This is a genomic window from Glutamicibacter sp. MNS18, assembly GCF_026107515.2.
Taxonomy (GTDB): domain Bacteria; phylum Actinomycetota; class Actinomycetes; order Actinomycetales; family Micrococcaceae; genus Glutamicibacter.
This window is the reverse complement of sequence record NZ_JAPCHW010000001.1, coordinates 234,669-255,783: the sequence shown is the minus strand read 5'-3', so window position 1 is coordinate 255,783 and position 21,115 is coordinate 234,669. Positions and strand designations below refer to the sequence as shown.

Here is a 21,115-nt window from a genome sequence, read left to right as displayed (position 1 = left end):
CGTCTTTATACCGGTCTAGAGGATCCTTCGGTCCACGGCCCACCGCGTGAGCTCATGGCGGTTGGACAGCTGCAGCTTACGCAGCACGTTGGAGACATGGGATTCGACGGTCTTCACCGAAATGAACAGTTCCTTGGCCACTTCCTTGTAGCTGTATCCCCGGGCGATCAGGCGCATCACCTGCAGTTCCCGGTCCGAGAGCAGGTCCAGTTCCTCATCAACCTGCTGCACCGCACCGCTGCCGAAGGCATCCAGCACGAAGCCGGCCAACCGCGGGGAGAACACCGCGTCCCCGGAAGCCACCCGGCGTACCGCCGTGGAGATCTCGGGTCCGGAGATGCTCTTGGTGACATAACCGCGTGCCCCGCTGCGGATCACGGTGACCACGTCCTGCGCCGCATCGGAGACGCTCAGGGCGAGGAACCGGGTGGTGTTCAAGAGTTGCGAACAGCCGCGCAGCACCTCGGCCCCACCCCCGCCGCGGCCACCGGGCAGATGCACATCCAGCAACACCACATCCGGGCGCAGCTCGGTGATCCGTTCAATGGCCTGCTCTACCGTGCCGGCCTCACCGACCACTTCGATGCCCTCATCCAGGTCGGCCTTGAGACCGGATCGGAAGATCCCGTGGTCGTCCACCAGGACCACGCTGATCTGTTCGGGTACGGCGGAATTGTTCATGGTTTCTCTTCCCCTTCGGTGCCGTGCGGCATCCTCAACTGTACTTCGGTGCCCTCCTCGCCGCTGCGGATCCGGGCGCTGCCACCGGCGCGCTGCATCCGGCCGATAATCGACTCGCGCACCCCCAACCGGTCCACGGGGATCTGCTCGGCGTCAAACCCGGTCCCCCGGTCACGGATGAACACCTCCACGCTTTGGGCATGGCATTCGATGAAGACCGAGATCAACCCGGTGGCATGTTTGGCCGCATTCATCATCGCTTCCCGGCTGGCCTGCACCAGGGCCTGCTGCCCGGCAAACCCACGGGCGGAGCCCACCGAGACCACATCGACTTCACGCAGCATCAGCGCCTCGATCTGGGCCGCCTCCGCGGCGATCGCCGCCACCACATCATCCTGGCCGGTTTGCCCGTCCCCGTATAGCCACTGGCGCAATTCACGCTCCTGGCTGCGGGCCAGGGCCCGTACCGCGGCCGGATCGGTGGCCCGCTTCTGGATCACCGCCAGGGTCTGCAGAACCGAGTCATGCAGGTGGGCGGCGAACTCGGCGCGCTGCGCGGCCGCCTGCCGCGAGGTTCGTTCGGCCAGGAAGTCCCGCCACAGGCGGGTGCCCCAGGGCAGCAACACCACCACTGCGCCGGCAAAGATGGCCAGCGCCGCCCAGATCCCGCCAATCAGGTCGGTGGTGGCCACGGTGCCGCTGATGAGGGCCAGTAGTCCGCCGATCACCAGCAAGAGGCCCACCCCGAGCCGGATCAGCGCCGCGAACCGTTGCTGCCTGCTGCCGTTGGCCGGCTGCTTGCCGTCGATCTGCAGCCATGCCAGCAACACCCCGGCCACGATCCCGATTCCCGGCCAGATCAGGTCCCAGCGGATATTCCAACCCAGCCACTGCCCCAGCGCCAGCACGGCGAGGATCATCAGCACCGCACCGATGAGGATTTCACGCATTGAGCCGAGTTTCTCGGCCACTTCCCGGGCATTGATGGAGGCGGCGTTTCCCAGCCCCAGTTCCTCGGCCAGGCTGCGGCGCCGGGTCCCGGCACTGCGCAATTCATCGGCCTGCGACTCCTGCGCGCTCGGGGTGAAAACCCATAACCAGGCATACAGGATGATCCCGATACCCCCGAGCGCGGTGAGGAAAAGGAAGGCCAAACGGATATAACCCACGGCAAGTCCCAGATGGTCGGCAACCCCACCGCACACGCCGGCCACCAGACGCGTTTCGCTGCGCACGATATGCCCGGTGCCTTGTGTTCGATCCATGTACCCAGTCAAACACGACTGGTGGCCATCGCCCCAGACCACCGGAAGGTTTACGGGTTGACTCAGGGTCGGAATCAGGGCTCTCCCGCATAGCGCGCGGGAGACGGAACGCGAGAGGATGGGAACATGGACACCGATCACTCACCGCACAAGATCTTCGAAAGCCTGCGCAATGCCGGCATCCGCCGCCGGGAATCCCAATGGATGGGCGGCGTCGCGGCCGGCGTGGCGGAGAAGTTCACGGTTGATACCGTATTGATCCGCGGCATCGCGGTCGCCCTGGCGCTACTGGGCGGGGTGGGCATGATCGCCTACGGCCTGGCGTGGGCCTTCCTGCCAGACGAGCAGGGCCGGATCCATTTCGAGCAGGCCCTGAAGAAGAACTGGACCCTGGGCATGACCGGGGCCACGGCGGTGTTCGTGCTTGGCGTGGGTCCGGCCCCGTGGGTCTTCAGCAGCCTGGCACCGTTCATCTGGCCGCTACTGGTCATTGCCGCGGTGCTGTTCATCGTCTTCAGCCGGAACAACACCAGCTTCGCCAAGGGCACCACCCCAACCCCGGACAGTTCGCCCTCCAGCACCCCCGGGCCAGTTGCCGGCAGCGGGGTCCTCCCCTACCAGGGGCCGCCCGCCCCACCACGGATCGACGAGGATTTCCGGGCCACAGCAGCCGGCTGGGACCGGCAGGACAACGCCAGCGCCCAGGCGCGGGAGCACGAGAAGGAGAACCCGATGCAATCTGAACCGGACGACAGCTATCCCCGGCCCGAACCACGGGCCAAGACCCCGAAGGTCCCCGAAGCGCCACCGATCCCCGGCTGGGTGGCCACCATTGTGGTCGGGGTGACCGCGCTGATTGTGGCGCTGATTTTCTGTGCCGACTACTTCGACGTGATCGCCTTCCCCGGCGGATCCTGGTCCTTGGCCCTGTCCCTGGGCCTGCTCTTCGTGGGCCTGACCCTGGTGGTGACGGCGCTGAGCCACCGCACCAGTGGCGGCCTGCTGGGATTGGCCATTCCGTTGCTGGTGCTGTCATTGATCTTCGGCAACACCGGTTACAACAACACCACCGGCTTCGGCATCCATTCCGGCGGCCAGATCCAGCAAAACAACGACGGCGACTACAACGCGGTGTTCAGCAATGCCTCGATCGACCTGCGCCACTACTCGGATCTGACCTCGTCCACCACGGTGGAAGTCAATGCGGTATTCTCCTCTGTGGATCTGCTGCTGCCCGCGGATGTGCCGGTGCGCATCGAGACCCGCGGCGCCTTCCTCTCCCAAGGCGGAGACCAGCCGTCGAACACCGCCGCCGGCAGTGGCCAACCGGTATTGACCATCGAAGTCAACGGGGCCTTCGCCCGGGTGAGCACCGTGGCTTCCGAACAGGCCGCCCCGTCGAATACCTCGGACTTCTAAGGACTGATTGACGATGAATCCCGAAAAATACGACTCTTCCAAGTTCCCGACCGGTACCCTGGTTTTCGGCCTGATCCTGGTCGTGGTGGCGTTGGCCCAGCTGACCAGGCATGTGTTCTCCTGGAGTTTCGACGCCCCGTTGTTCTTCATCACGCTGATCGCCCTGGCCGGGATCGCCCTGATCATCTCCGGAGTCGCCTCCGCCCGCCGGGCGGCATCAAGGAAGAACACCCCTCCACCCTATGATTCGAACCAACTCTAAGGATCCTGACATGGACAAATTCTTCAACTCCCTGCGTTCCATTCCACTGCGTCGCGGCCCGGCGCGCATGGCCGGTGGAGTCGCCGGTGGCATCGCCGACAAGTTCGGCTGGGACCTGACGATCGTGCGTATCGCCATGCTGCTCTCCTTCCTGCTGCCCGGGGTGGGCATCGCCGCCTATGTGGTGGCCTGGCTGCTGATCCCGGCCCAGGACAATTCGATCATCCTGCAAAAGTGGTTGCGCGCACTGTAGCCATCAGCCACGGCAACACGGCGGGTTCCGGTTCACTTCACGGCCGGCACTCGCCGCGTTGCTGTTTTCCCAGTAGAATCGCATCAATGACGGCTCAACGGCGCGCTGCTGAACAGACAAGAAACCGGCCTTCGGCCCGGTCTGGCGTGTAGCTGCCCCGGTGGTTGCCCGCTGCGACACGGCTGGCCATCCAGGTAGAATCGAGCAGATATGCGCATTGGAATACTGACCTCCGGCGGCGATTGCCCCGGTTTGAACGCCGTGATCCGCGGTGCGGTACTCAACGGGATCAAGAGCCACGATTTCTCCTTCGTCGGCTTCCGTGACGGGTGGCGCGGAGTGAAGGAAGGCGACATCTTCGAGTTGCCCCGCCACCAGGTGCGGGGTATCGCCAAACAGGGCGGCACCATCCTGGGAACCTCGCGCACCAACCCGTTCGACGGGGAAAACGGCGGGCCGGAACGCATCCAGGCCACCCTGGACCGGCTGGGTGTCGACGCCGTCATCGCCATTGGCGGGGAAGGGACCCTGGCCGGGGCCAAAAGGCTCACCGATGCCGGGTTGAAGATCGTGGGGGTGCCCAAGACCATCGACAACGACCTGGACGCCACCGACTACACCTTCGGTTTTGATACCGCGAACCAGATCGCCGTGGAAGCCATCGACCGGCTGCGCACCACCGGTGAATCCCACCACCGGTGCATGGTCGCCGAGGTCATGGGCCGGGATGTCGGGTGGATCGCCTTGCATGCCGGCATGGCCTCCGGCGCCCACGCCATCCTGATCCCCGAGGTTCCGACCAGCATGGAACAGATCTTCGGGTGGGTGCGCGAGGCCCACGATCGTGGGCGCGCCCCGTTGGTGGTGGTCTCCGAGGGATTCGTGCCCGAAGGTGCCGATGCGGCGTTCAGCTCGCGTGGGGTCGACAGTTTCGGCCGTCCGCGACTCGGCGGCATCGGCGAGGTGCTGGCCCCGCTGATCGAGGAAAACACGGGCATCGAAACCCGGGCCACGGTTCTGGGACACATCCAGCGTGGCGGGGTTCCCACGGCCTTCGACCGCGTGCTGGCCACCCGGCTGGGCATGGCCGCCGTAGAATCGGTGGCCGCCAGGCAGTGGGGCACCATGGTGTCGCTGCACGGAACGCAGATCCATCGGGTTCCACTCCGTGCGGCACTGGATAACCTCAAGCGTGTACCGGCCGAGCGTTACGCCGAGGCCCGGATCCTCTTCGGCTAACTGCAGGCAGGGGAAAACCGCTGCGCCCCGCTCCCTGATGGGAGCGGGGCGCAGCGGTTTTTTCCTTGTGTCCTAGACACCCGGGGTGCGCGGGGTGCGCAAGAACCCGGTGAATCGTCCGGCGACCTGCCCGGCATCCGGGGACACGATGATCTCCTGGCTGACCGGGTAACGGGTATCCCCGTCCTCGACCTCCAGTTGCGCATCCGGTTGCACGGTGCGGCGCAGGGTCGCCAGCCCGATGGGCCCGGCCTCGAAGTGCAGCGCCACGGAGGAAAGGCGGCCGACCACGCGTTCGCCATCCATAACCGGCGAGCCTGCCGCCGGCAGGGTGTGCATCGATCCGTCCAGGTGCAGCATCGCCAGCCGGCGCGGCGGATGGCCCACATTGTGGACCCGGGCAATGGTTTCCTGGCCCTTGTAGCATCCCTTGTCCAGATGGACGGCGGTGCGCAACCAGTCCAACTCGTGCGGGATGCTCTTTTCGTCGGTGTCCACACCCAGACGCGGTTCCCAGGCGGCGATCCGCAAGGCCTCGACGGCCATGGTCCCGGCCAGGGGCAGCTGCCCGACCCGTTGTTCAAGTTCGGTGAGCGGGACGATGTATTCGAACCAGTCCCGTTCCGCGCCCGGATGGTCCTCGCGGGAATAGGCGAAGCCTCCGACCTGGATATTCGGCCACGGGTTCGCCCAGACGACCTCGCCCAATTCGGGTTTGGCCACGGTGCTGGCCAGCACCCCGTGGGTGGCCGACAGATCCTGGATCTCGACCCGCGACATGAAGCGCATTGAATCCATGAACTGCGCCAGCGCCGCACCATGCTGCGGTTCGGTGATGATCCACAACAGGTCTTCGGCCGCCACGATGTTCAGTACATGCTCGGCCCGGCCCTGAACGCTCAGCAGCAAGGCCTGGGTGCTCTGCCCCGGGGCCAGGGTCGTGATGCGTTGGCTGCTGATGGTGTCCAGCCAGGTCAGCCGGTCCTCCCCACGCAGCTGGAGCACATCGAAATGGCTCAGGTCGGCCACGGCCTTGCCCTGGAACAGATCACGGGCCTCTCGGGTGGGCGCGCCGTAGTGGGCTGCCACCCCGGCATCCACCCCTGCTGCGGCCACGGCGCCGTCCCTCTTGAGGAGGACCGACTGGTAACTGTCGCTCATGGTCTACCCACCGGCGCTTTCCGTAGGACTCTGCCCACTGTTCGACACGCGTTTCAGGGCTGCGGAGGCATGGGCCTGCAGCTGTTGCTCGCCCTGGGAGATGTCCCAACGCCAGAACAGCTCGCCGCCCACCAACCCGTAGATCCTGGTCGATGAGGCATAGGGCTTGGAATTCGCGCTGCGCAGCAGGGCCTCGGTGGCCAGCTGGATCCGCGGCCCATTGATCAGCCCGTAGTACAGTTCGCTCAGCCCGCCAGGGTGGTTGATACTCGCCTGGATTCTGAAACCGTCGTCGGTGCGTAATTTTTCGACATCATCGGCTGAGCGCAGGACCGGGAACGGGTCTCCGGGAGTCATCCCCGGTCCGGGATCAGCCGGTTCCAACTTGCGGTCCAACGACCAGAACCCGGTTTCCACCGCCAGCGGGCGTAGGCGGGTGCCATCGGCTTCGGTCAGCCATGATTCGCTGCGGTATTCCAGGCAGGGTAGTCCCGTGTCGCGGAATGCTACCTGCTGCCAGAAATAGGCGTCATCCGCTTCGCCTTCACCCAGGCGGCCGGTGCCTTCCCAGGTGCCGATCAGCCAGGATAGCGGGACAAGTTCCGGGGTGAGATCCGTGGGAATTTCAATAGCCATTTACGGCGCTCGCTTTCCGTGGATGTACATGAAGAAGGCGCACACCGTACAGTGTGCGCCGCTTCTACTTCTGACCCTTGAACAGGCGCTTGACAACCAGTCCGGCGAAACCGGCCATACCCAGGCCGGCAACGGTCAACAGCGCCAGGAAGAAGATCTCGAGTGCAAGATAATTTTCGTTCATGTTCCCATCCTAGCGCCACCTGTCGGGGTGCCGGGTAACCGACGAGAGCTGAATCACTTTCAGGATGTCATGTTCCGCCTAGATCCGGCCCATGACCTGCATGGCGTACCAGCTCAACGCACCGGCCACCAGCAGGATCAGGGTGGAGACCGCCAGGATATGCGTGGTGCTCCTGATCGCCCGGGTCGCCAGCACGATGGCGCGCATCGACCCGACCAGCAGCCCGGCCAAGGCACCGATCAGCAGGCAGTGATACCAGTACAGCCCCAAGGGCAGGGCGCTGGCTGCGGCGGCGACCGCCGAACCGGTGAGCACCGAAAGGACCATGACCACCTGGTCGGGCAGCCGGGTCATCGCCACCGCCCCGGAACCCAGCAGGCTGGCCACGGTGACCAGGATGATCCCGAAACCGCCGGCGACCGCCCCCAACGCGGAGAACCCCGCCCCCTGGCTGACCAGGGCCAGCCCGCTGATTCCCGCCACCACATTGGTCAGCCGCCCGCTGGCCGCGGCCCCGCGGAAGACCTGGGATACGAAGACAAGCAGAACGCCGGCGGCAATCACCAGCAGACTGTCCTGCAAACCCGGGTTTGCGCCCAGCCCCACGGCCGCGGCACTGGAAGCCAGGGCCGCCAGGGCCAAGATGACACGCAGCGGCCAGGGTTTCTCACACCCGGTGAAACCCGGCCAGGTGTAGGCGAACACCAGCTGCAGCAGCACGGTCACCACACCGACCCAGATGCCCGGTGTATCAAGGGCTGCCGCAAGAAGCACAGCTGCCGCCGCAAGTAATCCGCTGATCAAAACCTTGATTCTCACACTGTCCATCCTGTGGTGTTACTCGACGCGCACATGGGGCTTTCCGCTTAAACGAACTATCTATTCCTTATACTGTGACACGTACAAAATTTTTTTTCGCCAAACCACCCGGCAGGAGGTCCCATCGAATGGCACACCTGCTACTGCTTGGGCCCGTTGATGCCCAACAGTCCCTGCCACTTCCGGCACTGGAGCTGCTCAGCCACGAATTGCTTGTTCTGCCCGCCACCAGCGAGTCGCTGGCCAAGGCCGAAAATTGCGAACTCGTGGTGCTTGATGCCACCGGAGAGCTGGTCGCCGCGCGCACCATGGCGCAGCTCGTGGCCTCGGTTCTGGGCCTGCCAATCCTGCTTGTGGTCAACGAGGGCGGCTTGACTGTCCTGTCACCGGAATGGCACCTCTCGGATTTCGTCTTGCCCACCGCCTCCCCGTCGGAGGTCGAGGCGCGCCTGCGTCTGATGCTCTCGCGCAGCGCCGAAAACGACGGCCGGGCGGCTCCGGAGAATGTCGGCGGATTGCATATCGACGAGCTGAGCTACACCGCGAAAATCGATCGGCGTGTCCTGGATCTGACATACAAGGAATTCGAACTGCTCAAGTACCTCGCCCAGTTCCCGGGGCGCGTCTTCACCCGGGAACAGCTGCTGCATGAGGTCTGGGGCTACGACTACTATGGGGGCACCCGGACCGTAGACGTCCACGTACGGCGCCTTCGGGCCAAGCTCGGTTCCGATCATGAACAGCTGATCGGTACCGTGCGCAATGTCGGCTACCGTTTTCACGTCGACTCGGATTAGTCTTCCCACCTTCCTGTTCCCTGCCTTGATCGCTTGACGGCGGCCGTGGTGGTTCTGGTACCCAGCATTATCAACGGGGTCCTTCGCATATAGGTGTTAGCTCCCCTGGCTTCCGCGCCACTGAACGAGGTGTGATTTCCATGCCCCGGCCCCGGACCTGGCGCTAGGGTTGGACTATGAGCAACCAGCAGAAACTCCACCTGGCATTGTCGACCCACAACGGGGCGGCCTCCCCCGCACTGCGCGAGCAGGTCCAGCAGCTGGCAAGCAGGGCCCGGACCCACGATGCCAACCCGCCGCTGAGTGACCAGACCTTCATCGACCTGGCACAAGCCGGACCGGAGCAGCTCATCGCGGTGTACGCCCATTCCGCCGACGAGCTGGGCACTGAACGGCTGCTGGGCACCGCCATCGCCCTGCGCGGCACCGACACCGACCCGTGGACGGTTGAACTGGTGGTCGACCCCCGGTACCGGCAGCGGCAGGTGGCCACCCGGATCCTGGAGCAGCTGGAGAACACGCTTGGTGACCTCTCGGCGGTCCAGTCCTGGGCCCATGGGGACCACCCGGGGGCCCGGGTGCTGGCCGAACGCCATGGCCTGGCGCGCCAACGCGACCTGTACAAGATGCGCCGGGACTCCACCGACCTGCTGCCTGCCGGCCGGCTGCCCGAGCACCTCCAGCTGCGAACCTTCGTGCCGGGACAGGATGAGCAGGCCTGGCTCCAGGCCAATGCCGCCGCCTTTGCCGATCATCCCGAACAGGGCTCGATGGGCCTGGCCGACCTGCAGGCACGCTTCGGCGAACCATGGTTCGATGCCGCCGGCTTCTTCCTGGTCGTGGATTCCACACAACAGATCCAGGGCTTCCACTGGACCAAACTGGTGGAACCGGACACCGCAGGTGCACCGCGTATCGGGGAGGTCTACGTGGTCGGGGTGGTACCCAGCGGCCAGGGGCTGGGCCTGGGCAGGATCCTCACCGCGGCCGGCATCAACCACCTGCTCGAGCGCGGGGTGGCCGCCGTGATGCTCTACGTGGATGCCGGGAACACCGCGGCCGTGGGATTGTACAAGTCACTGGGCTTCACAGTGTGGGACATCGATGTCATGTACGGACCTGCGCGGTAGGATATCCACAACGCATCTCCTGGATGGAGGGTGGGGGCCAAGGGCGTTCCCGCCCGGCCGCCAGGGAAGAGAATCGAAGTCAAGAAGCGAGATCAGCCGATGCCAAAACCCGTGATCCATTCGACTACCAAGCTCCAGGACGTGCCCTCCTCGCAGGCCACCGAAGACCGGATCGGGCTACCGGATCTGGCGCCAGCCACTGAACCGGACGGCGGTTTTTCCACCGAACGGTTCCTTGATCGCGAAATCAGCTGGCTGGACTTCAACGCCCGCGTGCTGGAATTGGCCGAGGACGAGAACCTGGCCCTGCTCGAACGCGTGAATTTCCTATCGATCTTCGCCTCGAACCTCGATGAGTTCTTCATGGTGCGGGTGGCCGGGCTCAAACGCCGCATTGCCACCGGTCTGGCCGTGCCCGCGGCCACGGGCATGAACCCGGTCGATCAGCTGGAACAGATCCTGGCCAGCGCCTACGAATTGCAGTTGCGCCACGCAAAGGTCTTTGCCGAGTCGGTCCGCCCCGAGCTGATCGAGGAGGGTATCAGGCTGGTCACCTGGAAGGACTTGAGCGAGAAGGAACGCGCGGAGATTACCGACTGGTTCACCAAGCAGGTCTTCCCGATCCTGACCCCACTGGCCGTGGATCCGGCCCACCCGTTCCCCTACATCTCCGGGCTGTCGCTGAACATGGCCGTGGTGGTGCGCAACCCGCAGACCCACAAGGACCTGTTCGCCCGCTTGAAGGTCCCGGACACCATCACCCGGTTGATCTCGGTGGACGGGTTGCGCGCCGCGCATTCCTCGCACCACCAGGCCCGGTTCATCGCCTTGGAGGATGTCATCGCCCGGCACCTGGAACAGCTGTTCCCGGGCATGGATATCGTTGAGCACCACTTCTTCCGGATCACCCGCAACGAGGATCTGGAAGTCGAGGAGGATGACGCGGAAAACCTGCTCCAGGCGCTGGAGAAGGAACTGCTGCGCCGTCGTTTCGGCCCTCCGGTCCGCCTGGAGGTGGCCGATGACATCAACCCGCAGATCCTCGAACTGCTGGTGCGCGAACTGGGCATCGAGGACGACGAGGTCTTCCGGCTGCCCACGCCGCTGGACCTGCGCGGGTTGGGGGTCATCGCCGGGCTGGACCGCACCGAGCTGCACTACCCGAAGCATGTGGGACACACCTCGAGCTACCTGAATGTCTCCGAAACCTCCAAGGCGGCCAACGTCTTCGCCGCGGTGCGCCGGCGCGACATCCTGCTGCACCACCCGTACGATTCGTTCTCCACCAGCGTGCAGGCGTTTTTGGAACAGGCCGCGGCCGATCCGAAGGTCATGGCCATCAAGCAGACCCTGTACCGTACCAGCGGGGATTCACCGATCGTCGACGCCCTGATCGATGCCGCCGAGGCCGGCAAGCAGGTGCTGGCACTGGTGGAGATCAAGGCCCGCTTCGACGAGCAGGCCAACATCTCCTGGGCCCGCAAGCTGGAGCAGGCCGGCGTACACGTGGTGTACGGCATCGTGGGTTTGAAAACCCATTCCAAGCTGTCCCTGGTGGTGCGCCGCGAGGGTGACAAGCTGCGCCGCTACTGCCATATCGGCACCGGCAACTACCATCCGCGCACCGCCCGGTACTACGAGGACCTGGGGTTGCTGACCTCCAATGACGAGGTGGGCGAGGACGTCTCGAAGCTGTTCAACCAGCTCTCCGGGTACGCCCCGCGCTCCACCTACCAGCGGTTGCTCGTGGCCCCGCGTTCACTGCGCTGGGGGCTGGTGGCCCGGATCGAGCAGGAAATCGCCAACGCCCAGGCCGGGACCGAGGCCCGGGTGGTGATCAAGGTGAACTCGATGGTCGACGAGACGATCATCGATGCGCTGTACCGGGCCAGCCAGGCCGGGGTCAAGGTCGATGTGATCGTGCGCGGCATCTGCGCCCTGCGTCCCGGGGTGCCGGGATTGAGCGAGAACATCCGGGTCCGTTCCATCCTGGGCCGCTTCCTGGAGCACAGCCGCGTCTTCATGTTCGCCAATGCGGGCGACCCGGTGGTCTACATCGGCTCGGCCGACATGATGCACCGCAACCTGGACCGCCGCGTCGAGGCACTGGTCTCGCTGGCCGAAGCCGCGGATATCCGGGGTCTGATAGAGATCCTGGACCGGTACATGGACGAGAAGACCTCTTCCTGGCATCTGCAGTCCAACGGCGACTGGGAGCGGCATCACCGTGACGAGAGCGGCGCGCCGTTGCTCGATGTGCAATCATGGCTCATTGAGACCCATTCGCGGCGCCGCAACCCCGGTCGCGGCAATTAGTGGCCGACAACCAACATAAGGACCCATTACCGCTGTGCTCCTGATACAACGATCCTCCGACCCAGAGGAAATCCTGCTCGGGGAATTCGACGTCATCGCCGCCGGTGCGATCCCCTGGCGGATCGAGGACGGCGAACTGCAGGTCCTGGTCATCCACCGGCCGCGCTATGACGACTGGTCCTGGCCCAAGGGCAAACTTGATCCCGGCGAATCGATCCCCGAATGCGCGGTGCGCGAGGTCCGTGAAGAGGTCGGCCTGACGGTGCGCCTGGGAATCCCGTTGGAGGCCACCGCCTATACCGTGAACAGCAAGGCCAAGGTTGTCTACTACTGGGCCGCCCAACTGGCCAACGGAGCCGAGCCGAGCGTGGACGGGAACGAATGCGACGAGGCCCGCTGGGTCGGTGCCAAACAGGCCAAGTCGATGCTGACCAACCCGACCGACTCCCTGCCACTGGATGATCTGCACGACGCCCACCTGGCTGGCCAGCTCGAAACCCGTTCCTTCATGCTGGTACGCCATGCCAAGGCCAAGCCGCGCGCCAATTGGACACGCGAGGAGGGCCAACGACCCCTGGCGGCCACCGGACGCCGGCAGGCTTTGGCGGTGGCCCGGTTGCTTGAATGCTGGCAACCGGAGCACGTGGCCACCAGCCCCTGGCTGCGTTGCCTGCAAACCATCACCCCGTACGTGACCGCCCATGACATCAAGCCCAAGATGGTCAACTCGATGACCGAGCACGCGGCCCAACGGAAACCGGAAAAAACGGTCAAGTCCCTGGGCAAGCTGCTGGACAAGGTCCGCTCCCAGGTCCTGTGCACCCACCGCCCGGTGCTGCCGCTGATCCTGCCGCTGATCTCGGCACGGGCCCCGCAGGCGGTGCGCAAACTGCTGCCGACCGCGGACCCTTTCCTGGAACCCGGTGGCACGATCGTGTTGCAGCAGCCTGCCGGTGAGCACGAGCGGATCGTCTCGATAGAAATCCATGCACCGTTCGCGGACTAGCCAGCCGCGTGGTCCGCGCAGGGGTGGCATACTAGTACCATAGTGGTATAACTCACAGCAGGAAGGGGATGCGCCTTGTCATCACGGGATTCAGGACAAGAGCTGCCAAAGATCGTGCATCAGGGATTGCGTCTGGACCACGATCCCGGACGGGGCCGGTATGCGCTCTGGCATGGCTCGACCTATGTGGGCTTCATCGGCTACCAGCGTGAAGGGGACCTGGTGACCTTGCAGCACACCATCGTGAACGAGGAGTTCGGCCGCCGCGGTTATGCCCGCGCCCTGGTGACCCTGGTACTGGACCAGCTGCGCACCGAGGGGGTCCGGATCGTCTCCGAATGCACCTATATCGACGGCTACCTGGACAGGTACCCGGAGTACAAGGACCTGTTGGCCACCCAAGCATAGCGTGGGGCGCCTGCCCGTGCGGCTTGTGATGACCACCGCGCAGGAGCCATGCGAAACCCCCTTGCCTTTTCCCCTAGACTTGTGGAGTGAGCATTCCTACCCCATACGAAGATCTGCTGCGTGAAGTACTGGAGAACGGCACCGTCAAGGAAGACCGCACCGGCACCGGCACCCGCTCGGTGTTCGGCCGACAGATCCGTTTCGATTTGTCCGAATCCTTCCCGCTGATCACCACCAAGCGAGTGCATTTCAAGTCGGTGGCTGCCGAACTGCTCTGGTTCCTGCGCGGCGAGTCCAATGTGACCTGGCTACAGGAACAGGGTGTACGCATCTGGAACGAATGGGCCGACCCGGATGGTGAACTGGGCCCGGTCTACGGGGTGCAATGGCGTTCCTGGCCCACCCCCGATGGCGGGCATATCGACCAGATCTCCCAGGTGGTCCAGTCGCTGCGCGAGAACCCCGATTCCCGCCGGCATATCGTCTCGGCCTGGAATGTCGCCGAGATCTCGAATATGGCGTTGCCCCCCTGCCACATGTTCTTCCAGTTCTATGTCGCCGACGGGAAGCTGTCCTGCCAGCTCTACCAGCGCAGTGCCGACATGTTCCTGGGTGTTCCCTTCAATATCGCCTCCTACGCGCTGCTGACCCTGATGCTGGCCCAGCAACTGGATCTGGAACCGGGCGAGTTCATCTGGACCGGCGGGGATGTGCATATCTACACCAACCATCTGGACCAGGTGCGCGAACAGCTCTCCCGCGACCCGTACCCGTACCCGCAGCTGCAGCTGGCCCGCCGTCCGGAGTCGATCTTCGATTACACGCTGGAGGATTTCGTGGTCCAGAACTACCGGCACCACCCCACCATCAAGGGCAGCGTGGCGGTATGAGTCCGGCGCACAGCAGCGAACGCCCGGCACTGATCGGGGCGATCTGGGCACAAACCGGCTCGGGCATCATCGGTGAGGCCGGAACCATGCCCTGGCATGTGCCCGAGGACCTGAAACATTTCAAGCGCGTCACCGCCGGCCACCCGGTCATCATGGGACGCCGGACCTGGGAGTCCTTCCCGGACAAGTTCCGTCCCCTGCCCGGGCGCACCAATATCGTGTTGACCACTAATACCGGTTCCTTCGAGCAATTACGCGCCGCCGGCGCCGAACCGGCCCAGTCCCTGGATGAGGCGCTCGCCCTGGCCGCCCGGAGCGAGGGCAGCGAGGAGATCTGGATCATCGGCGGTGGGGCGGTCTATGCCCAGGCCATGGAACACATCGACACGGCGCTGGTGACCCGGCTGGACCTGCAGCTCACCGGGGACACCACCGCGCCGCAGCTGCCGGACGGATTCGAGCAGGTCCTGTGTGACCCCGAAGCAGGCTGGCATACCTCCACATCACAGATCAGGTACCGTTTCGAGGCCTGGCACAACCGAAGGACATCGCCGTAGTGAAAGATTCATTGGCTGCTTTGAAGAAAAGTTCAGAGGGGCTGTTCGTCATCGGGTACATGCTCTTCCCGCTGTTGGCCCTGGCTGTTGCGGTGCTGGGGTTCTTCCTGGTGCTGGGCGGACACCGGATCTTTGGTGTCATTTTGTTACTGCTGCCCACCCAGCTGTTCATTTTCATCGCCTACTGGGCCATCACCCAGCGAAAGAAGCTGCTCGCCTCACAGGACTAGGTGCGGGTTGCCTCCGGCCGGGCAGCCGGATACCGCTGGCCCGGGTGTTAGCCCTGTAACGAATCGCGGACGCGGGCACGAAACGGCCTACCATTGAAGTATGACTTCTTCTGTTGGTTTTGTTGGTTATCGCGGCATGGTGGGTTCCGTGCTCATGCAGCGCATGGTCGATGAAGGCGATTTCGCCCATCTTGACCCGGTTTTCTTCTCCACTTCGAACCCCGGTGGTGACGCCCCGTCCTTCGCCGACGGCGCAGGCAAGCTCCAGGATGCCTATGACATCGAGGCCCTGGCCAAACTGCCCATCATCGTCACCGCCCAGGGCGGCGACTACACGAACAAGGTCCACCCGCAGCTGCGTGCCGCAGGTTGGGACGGCTTGTGGATCGACGCGGCCAGCGCCTTGCGCATGAACGATGACTCGGTCATCGTCCTCGACCCGGTGAACCGCAATGTCATTGACGCCTCGCTGGCCAATGGCACCAAGGATTTCGTCGGTGGCAACTGCACGGTTTCGTGCATGCTCATGGGCCTGGGTGGACTGTTCCGCAACAACCTGGTCGAGTGGGGTACCGCCATGACCTACCAGGCCGCCTCCGGTGGCGGGGCGCGCCACATGCGCGAACTGCTGACCCAGTTCGGGGACATCAACTCCGCGGTCCATGCCGACCTTGCCGATCCGGCCAGCGCCATCCTGGAAATCGACCGCCAGGTGCTAACCACGCAGCGCAGCTCCCTGGACGCAGCACAGTTCGGCGTCCCGTTGGGCGGTTCGCTGATCCCGTGGATCGACTCGGATCTGGGCAATGGCCAGTCCCGCGAGGAATGGAAGGCCGGGGTCGAGACCAATAAGATCCTGCAGACCAGCGGCGAGAACCACATCATCATGGACGGGCTGTGCGTTCGTATCGGTGCCATGCGTTCGCATTCGCAGGCGTTGACCCTGAAGCTGAGGGAAGACCTGTCGATCAGCGAGATCGAGAACCTGCTCGATGGCGATAACCAGTGGGCGAAGGTCGTGCCGAACCAGAAGGAAGCGACCATGGAGCAGCTGACCCCGGTCGCGGCGTCGGGCACCCTGGACATCCCGGTGGGACGTATCCGCAAGCTGGAAATGGGCCCGCAGTACATCTCCGCATTCACCGTGGGCGACCAGTTGCTGTGGGGCGCGGCCGAACCGCTGCGCCGCATGCTCGCCATTGCCCAGGGCCGCCTCTAACCAGGCCCAGGTTTTAGCCACAGGAGGCTGCCAACCGGAGCGATCCGGATGGCAGCCTCCTTCTGCTGTGCGCAGCGGCCACCGCGCCCGGTTGCCGCTGGTACCGGCTACTGTTCGAGCTGCACACCGATCAGCAGGGGCTCATTCACCAGGGTGATCCCGAAACGTTCTTTGACCCCGCGGCGTACCGCCCGGGCAATGGCCAGGATGTCCCGCGCCGAGGCCCCACCGCGGTTCGTGATGGCCAGGGTGTGCTTGGTGGACAGCGCCGCCCGCCCCCCGGCCAGCAGGTGGCCGGGGGTGCGTTCAAGCCCATAGCCCTTGCAGAACCCGGCCTGGTCGATCAGCCAGGCGGCCGAGAGCTTGACCTTCTGCGGGTCTTCCACCGGGTAGTATGGCGCATTCTCCGGCAGGGACCGCACCACACCCCGCTCGACAATCGGGTTGGTGAAAAACGACCCGGTGGAATGGGAGTCGAGATCCGCCGGATCGTAGACCATCCCCTTGCCCCGGCGCAGCTCCAGGACCATCTGCCGGACCTGCGTTGCCGGGACCCGTTGCCCGGTCTCGACCCCGAGTCGCAGGGCCAGCTCGGCGTAGCGTACCGGGGCGGAGAGTTCATCCATTGGCAGCAGGAAACTGGCTTCCAGCACCATATACCGGGGCGATCCCTCCCGGCTGGTGCGTTTGATCAACGAATCACGGTAGGCGAAGTCCAACTGCTTGTTATCCAGCGTGACCTGTTGCCCGGTATGCCGGTCGAAGGCCAGTACGCTTTCCAGGGTTTGTGAGATATCCGCGCCGTAGGCCCCCACATTCTGCACCGGGGTGGCACCTGCACTGCCCGGAATGCCGGAGAGCGCTTCGAGCCCGCTCAGTCCGGCATGCAGGCTGTGCGCCACCACTGCATCCCAGTTTTCCCCGGCAGCCACCCTCAGCCGTGCCCGGTTTCCGGAGATCTCCTCGATGTCGATCCCCTTGGTGGCAATGCGGATCACGGTGCCGCCGAACCCTTCATCGCTGATCACCAGGTTCGAACCTCCCGCGATCGGCAACACCGGCACCCCCTGGGAGTCGGCCTCCACCAGCGCGGAGATCAGCTGCTGGTCATGGTGGGCATCAACCAGGTGCCGGGCCGGTCCGCCGACACCGGTGGTGGTCAGGTTCTTGAGCATGGGAGATGTCACTTTCCTGGGGAATCGTGGTCACTGCCCGCCGGATCCTTGGGATATCCGGAGGCGTTGGAGGACAGGATGAGGGCCAGCACGATCAATACCGAAATACTGCTCAATGCCGGCAGCAAGCCGATCTGGTTGGCCAGCAGGCCCAGCAGCGGTGGGCCACCGAGGAAGGCGCCGTAACCGATGGTGGAGACCACCGATACCCGTGCCGCAGCATGTAGCGGGTCGTCCGAAGCGGCGCTCATGGCCAGCGGGAAGGTCAGGGCCACTCCCGCACCCCACAGGCCCAGGGCCACAAAGGCCAGCGGCAGGGACTGGCCCAGGGTGAAGACCAGCAGGCCCACCAGTGCCGTCACGGCGCTGATGCGGATCATCACCACCCGGCCGAGTCGGAAGATCAGCTCCCCGCCCAGCATCCGCATGGCGGTCATCGCGGTGACGAATACCGCGTAGCCCAGGGCACCGGTCGCTTCGGTGGTGCCGTACCCGTCGGCCAGGGCCAAGGCCACCCAGTCAGCAGCCGCCCCTTCGGCCAGGGCCATGCCCAGCACCAGTACCCCGAGCAGGATCGTGCGCGACTCGCGCCAGGCCCGGCCCAGGGACTTGTTGGATCCTTCCCGGGAGGTACGGCTGCCGTCCTCGCCGAAGTGCCGGGCACCGAGCACTACACTGCCGGCCACCACGATCCCCATCAGCAGGTAGTGCACACCAATGCCCACCCCCAGCGCCGCTGCCCCGGCACCGATGCCCGCACCGATGACCGTGCCCAGGGAGAAGAACCCGTGCAGCAGCGGCATCAGGGTGCGCCCCATGGTCCTTTCCAGGGCCGCACCTTGCACATTGGAGGCCACATTCCAGCTGGCGACTCCCAGCCCCTGGGTAAACAGGAAGATCCCGGTCAGCCAGGGCTGGTGCCAGATCACCGAGCTCAGGCCCACCAGGGCCAATGAGCTTCCAGCGGTGGCGGCGCACAGCCGCATTACGAGGGTGGCTCCCAGCCGGGAGACCAGCTGCCCGGACAGGCTGACCGAGAGGAAGGAGCCGGCGCTCAGGCACAGCAGGAGCAAACCGACACTGGCATGGTCCAGCTGTAACTCATCACGCAACGCCGGCAACCGGGAAACGAGGGTGGACAGCAGCAGCCCACTGGCCAGGAACGCGGCCAGCAGGCCGCTGCGCCAGCGGCGCAGGGCGAGATCGGTGGACAGGATCAGAGCCGCACCACGGCCTGGGCCTTGACCAGTACCTTGGTGCCGTCCACCGAGACGGTCAAATCGATACGGGCGGTTCGGGCTTCGGCATCCAACGCGCCGACCTTGCCCTGCACCTCGATGGCGGTGCCTTCATGCCCGGCGGGGTTGGTTCCGGCAGGATCCTGGACCACCACCGGCTTGGTGAATCGGGTCTGGTAGTCGATGATGGCCCCGGGATCCCCCACCCAGTCGGTGACGACATCCACCACGGCGCCCATGGTGAACATGCCGTGGGCAATCACATTGGGCAACTCGACTTCGGTGGCGAAACGCTCGTTCCAGTGGATCGGGTTGAAGTCCCCGGAGGCCCCGGCGTAGCGGACCAGGTCCGCACGGTTAACGTGGATGGTCGTCGAGCCGATGACCTGTCCCTTTTCCAGGCTGTCAAATGCAATCATGGTCTACTCCTCGCCTCGCACCAACAGGGATGACACGGTGGTGGCCACTTTCACGCCGTCCACCGTGGAGATCTCGGCGCGCGAGGTGATCATCGCCCCGGCCCCCATGGTACGTACCTGGTCCACGTGCAATTCGGTGACCAGTTCGTCCCCCGCCACGATCGGACGGTGGTGGGTGAAGCGCTGGTCGGCGTGCACCACCCGGGAAAAATCGATCCCGGAGTCGGGATCGGCGATCAGCTGCGCGTCCGCACGCTGGGCGATGATGATCGCGAAGGTGGGCGGGGCCACCACGTCGCTGTAGCCCAGCGCCCGGGCTGCAGCCACATCGTAATGGGCCGGCGAGGTGGCCTTGGTGGCGGTGGCGAATTCGCGGATTTTCTCGCGGCCCACTTGGTAGGGCTCACCGGCCGGATAAATGCGTCCGACCAGGTCGGTGTTGATGCTCATCTATGCTCCTTGAGCGGCAGTGGTGTTCTCGTGCCAGGTTTGTCTGTGTGAAGGGATGCCTATTTTTTGGCGCGCGGCTTCTGGTAGCCGTTGGCGATCCGCCAGGCGCGCGCATCGCGGGCCCGGACCACCAGGGAACCGATGTGCACGCACATGCCGATACCCATCATCCCGATGGCGATAAACAGCAACGGCCGCGAGGACAGGTTGATGCCCACAATGGCCAGCAGGATTCCGCCACCCATGAGTGTCAACGCCGCGAAGACGAATTTCTTGTAGCGTGGCGAGGCCGCTTCCCAGGGAGTGTTGGTCATGGTTCCAGTCTAGTTCAGCCTCCGGGCCGGAACGTGGTTTGCCCTCGCGTGATCCGCGGAACCCCACGGTGATTCAGAACAGGCTGGACTGTCCGCCTTGTTCCCCGAAGTGGGCCGGGCCCACCCGCAGCGATCGGGTCTTCAGTTCGGCGGCATCGAGCACCACCAGGTTGGTTTCCGGCCCGGTATCCACCATCAGGCTTTGGCCCAGCACCCCGCGCAGCTGCAGTGAGATCTTCCGTCCGGGCAATCCCCCGGGCCAGGCCTGCAGGGAGCGGTCGTCCCAGGCCCGCACCACGCTGCGACCATACTCCGGTTGCTGCCAGGGCTCGTCCAGCAGGGTGATCCCGTAGCCTTCCAGGCCGCGCTGTGCGGCCAGGAAGGCTCGGGCCCTCTCGGCCTGCCCGGTATTCAGTGACTCAAGCGAATCCAGGTTGTGTTCCCAGGAGCACAAGCCCTGGATCTTGGCCTTTTGGCGTACCTGTTGGCGCAGACCGCAATGTTCGGTGACCAGGTCTTCCAGGATGCGGATGGCCGCCCCATCGGCGGCCCGGGCGATGTAGCGGGCGCTGACCGCGCCCTGGGTGACCAGACGGGTCCACTTGCTTTGTGTGGAGGTCGTCCCGACCTTGGTGGTCCCGTTGGCGAAGGAGGCCACATAGAGGAAGTGGGGTTGTTCCAGGTAGCGGCGCAGACCCTCGGGGGCTTCACCGGTCTTGTGGAAGTGGTGCATGAACTTGGTTTGATCCAGCCGGCGGCATGCCGCGCACTGGGTTCCGCTGTTCAGCGCCTTGGTGCGCGGGCAGATGTGGTGGCTGCGTCGGCCATCATCCGACATCCTCACGTACCCCAGGCACCATTTCGTCTCCCCGATCTGCAGCGAGAAGGTGCGCCCCTCATCCAGGGGTTCGTTGATCCACTGCCCACCGTGGCGCAGCCGCAGGAACGGTGAGCGTTCGGTGGGTGAAAAACCGATACCGTGGCACAGTGCCATGCTCTGACGTGCCAGTTCCATGTGCGCCTTCCCTCGATGTTATTGCGTTATCC

At 64.7% G+C, this 21,115-nt stretch carries 24 protein-coding genes; 13 read left to right on the top strand and 11 right to left on the bottom strand.

Going from position 1 to position 21,115, the window contains the following annotated elements; all coding sequences use genetic code 11:
* Positions 1-15: 15 nt before the first annotated feature.
* Positions 16-681 (bottom strand): LuxR C-terminal-related transcriptional regulator, encoded by a 666-nt coding sequence (locus OK351_RS01230; protein WP_265155511.1) that lies wholly within the window; start codon positions 679-681, stop codon positions 16-18.
* Complete coding sequence (locus tag OK351_RS01225) at positions 678-1,946, bottom strand: ATP-binding protein (RefSeq protein WP_265155510.1); 1,269 nt, start codon at positions 1,944-1,946, stop codon at positions 678-680. Before OK351_RS01225 ends, OK351_RS01230 begins: the two co-directional genes overlap by 4 nt.
* Before the next feature lie 126 nt (positions 1,947-2,072).
* On the opposite strand from OK351_RS01225, the gene OK351_RS01220 reads away from it, so the two are divergent.
* The 4 genes from OK351_RS01220 (at position 2,073) to OK351_RS01205 (ending at position 5,119) form a co-directional block, all read left to right on the top strand.
* Positions 2,073-3,365, top strand: coding sequence for a PspC domain-containing protein (locus OK351_RS01220; protein WP_265155509.1), 1,293 nt, complete (start codon positions 2,073-2,075; stop codon positions 3,363-3,365).
* Positions 3,366-3,378: 13 nt separating this feature from the next.
* On the top strand, positions 3,379-3,627 hold the full coding sequence (locus OK351_RS01215) for a hypothetical protein (protein ID WP_265155508.1): 249 nt from the start codon (positions 3,379-3,381) through the stop codon (positions 3,625-3,627).
* 10 nt (positions 3,628-3,637) lie between these two features.
* The gene (locus OK351_RS01210) at positions 3,638-3,880 is read left to right on the top strand and encodes a PspC domain-containing protein (RefSeq protein ID WP_265155507.1); all 243 of its coding nucleotides are present in this window, start codon (positions 3,638-3,640) and stop codon (positions 3,878-3,880) included.
* 210 nt (positions 3,881-4,090) lie between these two features.
* On the top strand, positions 4,091-5,119 hold the full coding sequence (locus OK351_RS01205) for a 6-phosphofructokinase (protein ID WP_265155506.1): 1,029 nt from the start codon (positions 4,091-4,093) through the stop codon (positions 5,117-5,119).
* 72 nt (positions 5,120-5,191) lie between these two features.
* Here the strand turns inward: OK351_RS01205 and OK351_RS01200 are convergent, their stop codons facing one another.
* From OK351_RS01200 to OK351_RS01190, 3 genes are all read right to left on the bottom strand, one after another.
* Positions 5,192-6,280: a CAF17-like 4Fe-4S cluster assembly/insertion protein YgfZ gene (locus tag OK351_RS01200; RefSeq protein ID WP_265155505.1), complete on the bottom strand. Its 1,089-nt coding sequence runs from the start codon at positions 6,278-6,280 to the stop codon at positions 5,192-5,194.
* Positions 6,281-6,283: 3 nt separating this feature from the next.
* Positions 6,284-6,916 carry a heme-binding beta-barrel domain-containing protein gene (locus OK351_RS01195; RefSeq protein WP_265155504.1) on the bottom strand — a complete coding sequence of 211 codons (633 nt, stop codon included), beginning with the start codon at positions 6,914-6,916 and terminating at the stop codon, positions 6,284-6,286.
* A 262-nt stretch (positions 6,917-7,178) separates the two neighbouring features.
* The gene (locus OK351_RS01190) at positions 7,179-7,919 is read right to left on the bottom strand and encodes a hypothetical protein (RefSeq protein WP_265155503.1); all 741 of its coding nucleotides are present in this window, start codon (positions 7,917-7,919) and stop codon (positions 7,179-7,181) included.
* Positions 7,920-8,047: 128 nt separating this feature from the next.
* Between OK351_RS01190 and OK351_RS01185 the strand changes: the two genes are divergently transcribed.
* From OK351_RS01185 to asd, 9 genes are all read left to right on the top strand, one after another.
* Positions 8,048-8,716 carry a response regulator transcription factor gene (locus OK351_RS01185; protein ID WP_265155502.1) on the top strand — a complete coding sequence of 223 codons (669 nt, stop codon included), beginning with the start codon at positions 8,048-8,050 and terminating at the stop codon, positions 8,714-8,716.
* Positions 8,717-8,892: 176 nt separating this feature from the next.
* Positions 8,893-9,846, top strand: a complete 954-nt coding sequence (gene mshD / locus OK351_RS01180) for a mycothiol synthase (protein ID WP_265155501.1) — start codon at positions 8,893-8,895, stop codon at positions 9,844-9,846.
* Positions 9,847-9,945: 99 nt separating this feature from the next.
* Positions 9,946-12,162: an RNA degradosome polyphosphate kinase gene (locus tag OK351_RS01175; protein WP_265155500.1), complete on the top strand. Its 2,217-nt coding sequence runs from the start codon at positions 9,946-9,948 to the stop codon at positions 12,160-12,162.
* A 34-nt stretch (positions 12,163-12,196) separates the two neighbouring features.
* Positions 12,197-13,168, top strand: coding sequence for an NUDIX hydrolase (locus OK351_RS01170; RefSeq protein ID WP_265155499.1), 972 nt, complete (start codon positions 12,197-12,199; stop codon positions 13,166-13,168).
* A gap of 75 nt (positions 13,169-13,243) precedes the next feature.
* On the top strand, positions 13,244-13,576 hold the full coding sequence (locus OK351_RS01165; RefSeq protein ID WP_265155498.1) for a GNAT family N-acetyltransferase: 333 nt from the start codon (positions 13,244-13,246) through the stop codon (positions 13,574-13,576).
* An 86-nt stretch (positions 13,577-13,662) separates the two neighbouring features.
* The gene (locus OK351_RS01160) at positions 13,663-14,466 is read left to right on the top strand and encodes a thymidylate synthase (protein ID WP_265155497.1); all 804 of its coding nucleotides are present in this window, start codon (positions 13,663-13,665) and stop codon (positions 14,464-14,466) included.
* Positions 14,463-15,023 carry a dihydrofolate reductase gene (locus tag OK351_RS01155; RefSeq protein ID WP_265155496.1) on the top strand — a complete coding sequence of 187 codons (561 nt, stop codon included), beginning with the start codon at positions 14,463-14,465 and terminating at the stop codon, positions 15,021-15,023. Before OK351_RS01160 ends, OK351_RS01155 begins: the two co-directional genes overlap by 4 nt.
* 20 nt (positions 15,024-15,043) lie before the next feature.
* Positions 15,044-15,253, top strand: a complete 210-nt coding sequence (locus OK351_RS01150) for an NF038396 family protein (RefSeq protein WP_265155495.1) — start codon at positions 15,044-15,046, stop codon at positions 15,251-15,253.
* A gap of 100 nt (positions 15,254-15,353) precedes the next feature.
* Positions 15,354-16,472: an aspartate-semialdehyde dehydrogenase gene (gene asd, locus OK351_RS01145; protein ID WP_265155494.1), complete on the top strand. Its 1,119-nt coding sequence runs from the start codon at positions 15,354-15,356 to the stop codon at positions 16,470-16,472.
* 107 nt (positions 16,473-16,579) lie between these two features.
* On the opposite strand, the gene OK351_RS01140 is transcribed toward asd, so the two are convergent.
* The 6 genes from OK351_RS01140 to OK351_RS01115 form a co-directional block, all read right to left on the bottom strand.
* On the bottom strand, positions 16,580-17,647 hold the full coding sequence (locus OK351_RS01140) for a UDP-N-acetylmuramate dehydrogenase (protein WP_265155493.1): 1,068 nt from the start codon (positions 17,645-17,647) through the stop codon (positions 16,580-16,582).
* 8 nt (positions 17,648-17,655) lie between these two features.
* Positions 17,656-18,807, bottom strand: coding sequence for an MFS transporter (locus OK351_RS01135; RefSeq protein ID WP_306349464.1), 1,152 nt, complete (start codon positions 18,805-18,807; stop codon positions 17,656-17,658).
* 56 nt (positions 18,808-18,863) lie between these two features.
* Entirely contained in the window at positions 18,864-19,304 is a 441-nt protein-coding gene (locus OK351_RS01130; RefSeq protein ID WP_265155492.1) for a MaoC family dehydratase, read from the bottom strand.
* A gap of 3 nt (positions 19,305-19,307) precedes the next feature.
* Positions 19,308-19,754, bottom strand: coding sequence for a MaoC family dehydratase N-terminal domain-containing protein (locus OK351_RS01125; RefSeq protein WP_265155491.1), 447 nt, complete (start codon positions 19,752-19,754; stop codon positions 19,308-19,310).
* Positions 19,755-19,813: 59 nt separating this feature from the next.
* Positions 19,814-20,068: a hypothetical protein gene (locus tag OK351_RS01120; protein WP_265155490.1), complete on the bottom strand. Its 255-nt coding sequence runs from the start codon at positions 20,066-20,068 to the stop codon at positions 19,814-19,816.
* 73 nt (positions 20,069-20,141) lie between these two features.
* On the bottom strand, positions 20,142-21,083 hold the full coding sequence (locus OK351_RS01115) for a DUF2797 domain-containing protein (RefSeq protein WP_265155489.1): 942 nt from the start codon (positions 21,081-21,083) through the stop codon (positions 20,142-20,144).
* Between the last annotated feature and the right edge of the window lie 32 nt (positions 21,084-21,115).